Here is a 6,509-nt window from a genome sequence, read left to right on the forward strand (position 1 = left end):
CCCTCCGTCAGGCCGACTAGTAGACCGGCTTCTCGGGCTCGATCTGGTGGACCCAGCCGATCACGCCGCCGCCGACGTGCACCGCGTCGCTGAAGCCCGCGGACTTCAGCACCGCGAGGACCTCGGCACTGCGGACACCCGTCTTGCAGTGCAGGACGATCCGCTTGTCCTGCGGGAGGTCCTGGAGGGCGGCGCCCATCAGGAACTCGTTCTTCGGGATCAGACGCGCGCCCGGGATCGAGACGATCTCGTACTCGTTCGGCTCGCGGACGTCGATGATGTCGATGTTCTCGCCGTCGTCGATCCACTCCTTGAGCTGCTTCGGAGTGATCGTGGAGCCGAGCGCCGCCTCCTGGGCCTCCTCGGACACGACGCCGCAGAAGGCCTCGTAGTCGATGAGCTCGGTGACGGTCGGGTTCTCGCCGCAGACCGCGCAGTTCGGGTCCTTGCGGACCTTCACCTGGCGGTACTGCATCTCCAGGGCGTCGTAGATCATCAGGCGGCCGACCAGCGGGTCGCCCACGCCGGCGAGGACCTTGATGGCCTCGGTGACCTGGATGGAGCCGATGGACGCGCACAGCACGCCCAGGACGCCGCCCTCGGCGCAGGACGGGACCATGCCCGGCGGCGGGGGCTCCGGGTAGAGGCAGCGGTAGCAGGGACCGTACTCGGACCAGAACACGGACGCCTGGCCGTCGAAGCGGTAGATCGAACCCCAGACGTACGGCTTGTTCAGCAGCACGCAGGCGTCGTTCACCAGGTAACGGGTGGCGAAGTTGTCGGTGCCGTCGACGATCAGGTCGTACTGGCTGAAGATGTCCATCACGTTCTCGGCCTCGAGCCGCTCTTCGTGGAGGATCACGTTCACGTACGGGTTGATGCCGAGCACGCTGTCGCGCGCCGAAGCCGCCTTGGAGCGGCCGATGTCGGCCTGGCTGTGGATGATCTGGCGCTGGAGGTTCGACTCGTCGACCTCGTCGAACTCCACGATGCCGAGCGTGCCCACGCCGGCGGCGGCCAGGTACATCAGCGCCGGCGAGCCGAGGCCGCCGGCGCCGACACACAGCACCTTGGCGTTCTTCAGCCGCTTCTGCCCGTCCATCCCGACGTCCGGGATGATCAGGTGGCGGGAGTACCTGCGGACCTCGTCTACGGTGAGCTCGGCAGCCGGCTCGACCAGGGGTGGCAGCGACACGGGGACTCCGGTTGTCGGTATGTCAGTACGGTTGTTCTCCCCGTAACACTGCCACGCCTCTTCTCATTCCGAGACACCCGGTCCGATCCGCGAGACGATTTCGTCCCAGTAGCCGGGCAGCGAGTGGAATGGCGCACTTTGTCCCGGGCCCCCCGCCCGGTCGGTGAAGAAGATCGTCCCAGCCCCCTGCCAGCGGGCGATCCGCAGGGCCTCCTCCAGATGGGTACGCGGAACGCCGTGCACGAGATGGACGAACTTGGTCTCCGTGTACTCGGCCGTCCACTCGGCCACCTGCGACCAGCGGTAGTCCGCCCAGGCGCCCGAGAAGGTCACCAGCTGGTCGGCGGTCTCGGCGTACCCCGGGTGGGGGTGGGTGCCGTGGCCGAGGACGAGGTGGGCCTCGCCGCCGAGGACCGCCTCCAGGGTCGCGGTGACCCGCCGCACCCCGGCCAGGTCCGCCCGGTCCGCGGGGCAGCGGTCCAGGTAGAAGCCGTCCACCTTGTACCAGTCGACGAAGCGATGGGCGTCCGAGACCAGTTCCCCGAACGGCCGGGAGCCGTACGCGGCGTCCAGGTGTCCGAGGACCCTGACCCCCGCGTTGCGGAGCTTCCCCGCCGCCTCCAGACAGTGCGGGTCCGGACGGCTGCCCGGGCCCTCCGCCACATTGAGGACCGCCCAGTGCAGCGGGGTCCCGGGGCGGGTCAGCTCGCCCCACTCGACGGGGGCGAGCAGCGGGTGGGCGTAGCCGGGCACGCCCACCCCCAGGGCCTCCCGCACCGCCCCCGTGGTCGCCGTCAGATGCGACACGCCGCCTCCATCCAGATGTCGGCGAGCGACTCCTCCAGGTTGATCCGGGGCCGCCACCCGAGCCGGTCGCGGGCGGTCCGGACATCGGCCTGCTGCCAGGGGCCGCAGCCGTCGGGGTACGGGTAGGGGGCGGCGGCCAGCTGATCGGCGATGGTCCCCTCGGTGCGGGGGGCGCCGATCATGGGGCGCTGCGGGATGCCGTGCGGGGCGTCCAGCTCGTGCAGGTTGCCGGAGTAGCCGGCGACCCTGGCGAGGACGGCGGCGGCGTCCCGGAGCCGGACCGCGCGGCCGGTGCCGATGTTGACGACGCCCTGGGCGGCGGAGAGCGAGGCCGCGTGCACGGCTCGCGCCACGTCCCGTACGTCGACGAAGTCCCGCTGCACGCCGAGGCCGCTGAGCTTGAGCTCGCCGTCGCCGGCCTGCATGGCCCGGCGCATCGCCTCGGCGAGGCGGCCGAGCGGCGACCCGGCGGGGGTGCCGGGGCCGACGGGCGAGAACACCCGGAGGACCACGGCGTCGAGGCCCGAGCCCAGGACGAGCTCGGTCGCCGCCAGCTTCGAGACCCCGTACGGACCGCCGGGGCGGGGTACGGCGTCCTCGGCGGTGGAGGAGCCGGGCTGGCTGGGCCCGTACTCGGATGCGCAGCCGACCTGGACGAGCCGGGCGCCGCAGCCGCTGCGGCGCAGGGCCTCGCAGACGGTGGCGACGGCGACGGTGTTGTGCCGGGTCAGGTCGCGGGCGCCGCCGCGGGTGGCGCCGGCGCAGTTGACGACGACCCCGGGGTGGACGGCGTCGAGGAACCGGGTCAGCGCGCCCGGGCTGCCGGAGGCGAGGTCGAAGCGCACGTCGGCGTCGTCGCCCCGGCCGAGCGCGGTGAGGTGGACCGCCGGGTCGGCGAGGAGCCGGTCGGCGACGAAGCGGCCGATGAAGCCGTTGGCTCCGAGCAGTAGCACCCTCATCGTGCGGCCCCTTCGTGCCGACCGGCCGTTCCTTGGGGTTGCGGGGTCATGGTCTTCGGTCTCCTTGCGAGGTGATCAGAGAGGTGACGGGTCGCGCCCGCGGCGTCGGCTCCGCGGGTGCGAGAAGGTTTCCGGCCGGGAGGCCCGGCGGGGTGGGCGGTGCTGTGGTCTCCCGGCCTCCGGCGCGGGTCGCGGCGGGTTCTCACGGGGTGGCGTGGGCCGAGGCCCGGACGAGGGAGCCGGTCGCGTGGGCCAGCAGGCCGAGCGCGGCGGCGCCGCAGACGAGGGTGGGTACGGCCCCGGGGCCCCAGGTGTCGACGAGGGTCCGCACGGGGGCGGCGAGCGCGTCGAAGCCGGGGACGGGGACACGGGCGGCGAGGACGCTCGTGAGGGCGAGCGCCTCGGCGGCGCTGGCGGCGGCGAGGGCGGCCGCGGCCGTCTCGGGGAAGCCGTGGACGGTGAGGAGCCGGGCGAGCAGCAGGAGCGCGCCGAGGGCCAGGGCTCCGGAGCTGAACCCGGTGAGCCCGAGCAGCAGGGTGAGGGCGAGGAGTTGGAGGGTCACGGTGCCGAGGAGCAGCGGGCGGGTGCCGGCGGCGAAGTCGGCGAGGCCCCGGCTGTCGGCGATCCGGCGCCGTGCCCGGTGGGCGAAGAGCCGGGCGCACCAGGCGGCGGGGGCGACGGCGAGGGCGAGGGCCAGGACCGGTCCGGGGGCCAGGTCCCAGGGACCGTCGGGGCCGCCGCTGAGCACCTGGGTGAGGAGTCCGTCGCCGCCGACCGCGTATGCCACGAGCCAGACGGTCCAGAGCCGGGCGGCGGGCACGGTGCCGCCTTCGGGGGCGCGGAAGGGGCCGCGTCGGACGGCGTAGGGGAGTGCGGCGGTGAGCAGCAGGGCCCCGGTCGCGCCGACGGCGAGACGCACGGGCCCGTGGGTGACGGCGAGCCCGATGCCGGTGAGCGCGGCGGCGGCGCCGGGGGTGAGGACGGCGAGCACCCAGGCGTCGGTGTCCCCGCGCGGGGGAGCGGGCGGCGCGGGGGTCTCGTTGCCGCGGGGCACGCGCGCGTAGAGCTCCTCGGCCAGCGAGAACACGTCCCGGTGCCGGAAGCGGGCGGCGGTCCGGTCGGTGAACCCCTGGGCCTCGAGCCCGGCGGCGATCTCCAGCGGGTCGACGGCCCGGGCGCAGAGCTCCCGGTGCCGGTGCATGAGGACCTTGACGGGGTCGGCGGTGCCGCGCCGGAGGCGGGCGGCGGGGACGGGGGCCGCTGCGGGAGGGGGCGCCGCCGGGTCGCCGCCGGGCAGGACGGCCGCCGGGGCGGGGGCGACGGACGTCTCGGCGGGGGCGTTTGGACCGTCCGGGCCGGACGAGTCGGACGGGCCGGACCGGTCAGTCGAGTCGACCGATTCGGACCGGTCGGTCGTGCCATCCGCACCGGACGGGTCCGGGTTGCCCACCGGGCCGGGCGGTGTGGTCGGCCACGGTGTGCCCGCCGGGGCCGGGGCTATCCCGGACAGCGGGGCCTCGGCGGTGTGCGGGTCGAGGGCGCCGCCGGTACGGGGGGTCAGTGCGGGGGCGCCGAGGAGTGCCTCGGAGCGGGCGTCCCAGGCTCCGGGGCTCGTCGGGGCGGCGGAGCCGCGCATGGGGGTGTCTCCTTCAGGCATCGGGGGCTCCTGTTCCGGCGGCCACGGCCTTGTGCGCCCAGCTGCCGGGCACGTGGGCCTCGGCGGGGTGGGCGAAGGGCACGCCGTCCGCGGGACGGTGGCGCACCGGCGCGTGGGAGAGGAGTTCCAGGTAGATGCCGCGGAACGCGGCGAGGTTCTGTTCGACGGTGAAGAGTTCGAGCGCGCGGGCGCGGGCGGCGGCGCCCAGGCGGTGGCGGCGTTCGGGCTCGCTGAGCAGCGCGAGGCAGGCGTCGGCGAGTGCCCGGGGGTTGCGCGGGGGGACGACGAGCCCGGTGCCGCCGATGATCTCGACGACCGCTCCGACGTCGGTCGAGACGGTGGCCCGCGCGCAGAACATCGCCTCGACCAGGCTCGCCGGGAAGCCCTCGACGACGCTGGAGAGGACGACGACCGCGCCGGAGGCGTAGGTGTCCTCCAGGGTGGGTGCCTCGGGGTCGCCGAGCTCCTCGAAGGTGACCGGGTTCTCGCCGACGGCGTGCGCGCCGGCGGCCTCGTCGGGGAAGAGCTGGGCGGCGAGCCCCTTGATGTGGGCGAGGTACGCGCCGGAGCCCGGGTCCCGTACGGGTACGGCGACGATCCTCAGCCGGGCGTCGGGCTGCCGGGCGCGGATCTCGGCGAAGGCGTGCAGCAGGGCGATGAGGTCCTTGGCGGGTTCGACCCGGCCGACCCAGACGAGGGTGGCGGGGTCTCCGCTCTCCTCGTCCTCGCCGACCTCGGCGAAGCGGTCGGCGGCCATGCCGGGGTGGACGGTGCGGATCCGGGCGCGGTCGGCGCCGCACTTCTCCTGCCAGCGGCGGGCGTGGGCGTTGCCGGGGGTGAGGAGGGCGGCCTGCGCGTAGACCTCGGCGGCGAGCCGGCCGTGGAGGGCGGCGAGCAGGGTGCGCAGGGGTGCGGAACGGTCGGCGCCGGCGGCGGAGAGGTAGTGGGAGCGGAGCTGTACGCCGTACTCGGTGACGAGCAGCGGGGTCCCGAAGAAGCGTTTGGCCAGCAGTCCGGGAAGGGCGGTGGTGCCGCCGGCCGCGGCGTGGCAGAGGTCGGCCGCGCCGAGCGCGTCCTCCGCGTACCAGTCGAGGGAGAGGGGGCGCAGGGTGCGCTCCAGGTGCTCGACGAAAGCGAGGTGGTCGGGGAGTCCCGCGGCGGCCGCGCCCCGGCGTGCGCCGGGCGCACGGCAGGCGGATTCGAGGGTGCGGACGGCGTCGTCGGAGCGGAGCGCGCCGGGGAGACCGCCGCGCTCGCGGGCGAGTTCGGCGAGCGCGTAGAGCCCCTCGGCGAAGGCGGTCCCGAGCGCGGCGCCGGTCTCGCTCTCCCCGGGCCCGGGGGTGTTCTCCGGGGTCCCGGGGGTGTTCTCACCGCACACCCCCACCGCGAGCCGCTGGAAGGCGTCGACGAACCGGCGTCGCTCGCGCCGGCCGTAGGCGCGGCGGGCGGCGCGGCGGTCGCCGAAGGCGGTCCGTTCGAGGAGGTTCCGGGCCGCCGGGCCGGTGTCGGGGCCGCCGAGGTCGGCGGTGCGTGCGACGCGGGCGTTCGGGGGGAGCGGTCGCGGGGTGCCGGACCCGCCGAGGGCGTACAGGTCGAACTGGTGCTGCCCGAGTCCGCGTACGAGTCGTTCGCACCAGAGTCCGGGCTCACCGGTGGCGTACGGGTAGCCACCCTCCGTGAGCAGTCCGATCCGCATGAGTGCACCCCCGATCTCCCTTGACGGCGGCCACCGTTGGTCCGGCGACTCGCAGCGGGAAGAACGTAAGCGGAGATACCGGTGGTGGGGGGGGGGGGGGGGGGGGGGGGCCCCCCGAGCGGGGGATAGGGGTAATAATGAAACCCCACAGGCGGGGGGTGGGGGGGGGGGGCGCCCCGCGCACCGGGGGGGTGG

The 6,509-nt window shown here is 74.9% G+C and carries 5 protein-coding genes; all 5 read right to left on the bottom strand.

Annotated features, from left to right (window positions below; translation table 11 throughout):
• Window positions 1-16 precede the first annotated feature (16 nt).
• The gene (moeZ, locus tag ACIP84_RS25430) at window positions 17-1,195 is read right to left on the bottom strand and encodes an adenylyltransferase/sulfurtransferase MoeZ (protein WP_355962436.1); all 1,179 of its coding nucleotides are present in this window, start codon (window positions 1,193-1,195) and stop codon (window positions 17-19) included.
• 63 nt (window positions 1,196-1,258) lie between these two features.
• Window positions 1,259-2,002, bottom strand: a complete 744-nt coding sequence (locus tag ACIP84_RS25435; protein ID WP_355962434.1) for a spherulation-specific family 4 protein — start codon at window positions 2,000-2,002, stop codon at window positions 1,259-1,261.
• Window positions 1,990-2,961 (bottom strand): NAD(P)-dependent oxidoreductase, encoded by a 972-nt coding sequence (locus ACIP84_RS25440; protein WP_209496695.1) that lies wholly within the window; start codon window positions 2,959-2,961, stop codon window positions 1,990-1,992. Before ACIP84_RS25440 ends, ACIP84_RS25435 begins: the two co-directional genes overlap by 13 nt.
• Window positions 2,962-3,163: 202 nt before the next feature.
• Entirely contained in the window at window positions 3,164-4,618 is a 1,455-nt protein-coding gene (locus ACIP84_RS25445; protein ID WP_401800512.1) for a hypothetical protein, read from the bottom strand.
• Window positions 4,611-6,314, bottom strand: a complete 1,704-nt coding sequence (locus ACIP84_RS25450; RefSeq protein ID WP_401800514.1) for a glycosyltransferase — start codon at window positions 6,312-6,314, stop codon at window positions 4,611-4,613. The genes ACIP84_RS25445 and ACIP84_RS25450 overlap by 8 nt, the downstream gene beginning before the upstream one ends.
• Window positions 6,315-6,509 lie beyond the last annotated feature (195 nt).

Source organism: Streptomyces sp. NPDC088707 (assembly GCF_044752725.1).
Lineage (GTDB): Bacteria > Actinomycetota > Actinomycetes > Streptomycetales > Streptomycetaceae > Streptomyces.

What these genes read in the sequence shown, in the direction of transcription:
- ACIP84_RS25450 (WP_401800514.1), bottom strand. Translation starts at nt 6,314, where the DNA reads ATGCGGATCGGACTGCTCACGGAGGGTGGCTACCCGTACGCCACCGGT.
- ACIP84_RS25440 (WP_209496695.1), bottom strand. Translation starts at nt 2,961, where the DNA reads ATGAGGGTGCTACTGCTCGGAGCCAACGGCTTCATCGGCCGCTTCGTC.
- ACIP84_RS25445 (WP_401800512.1), bottom strand. Translation starts at nt 4,618, where the DNA reads ATGCCTGAAGGAGACACCCCCATGCGCGGCTCCGCCGCCCCGACGAGC.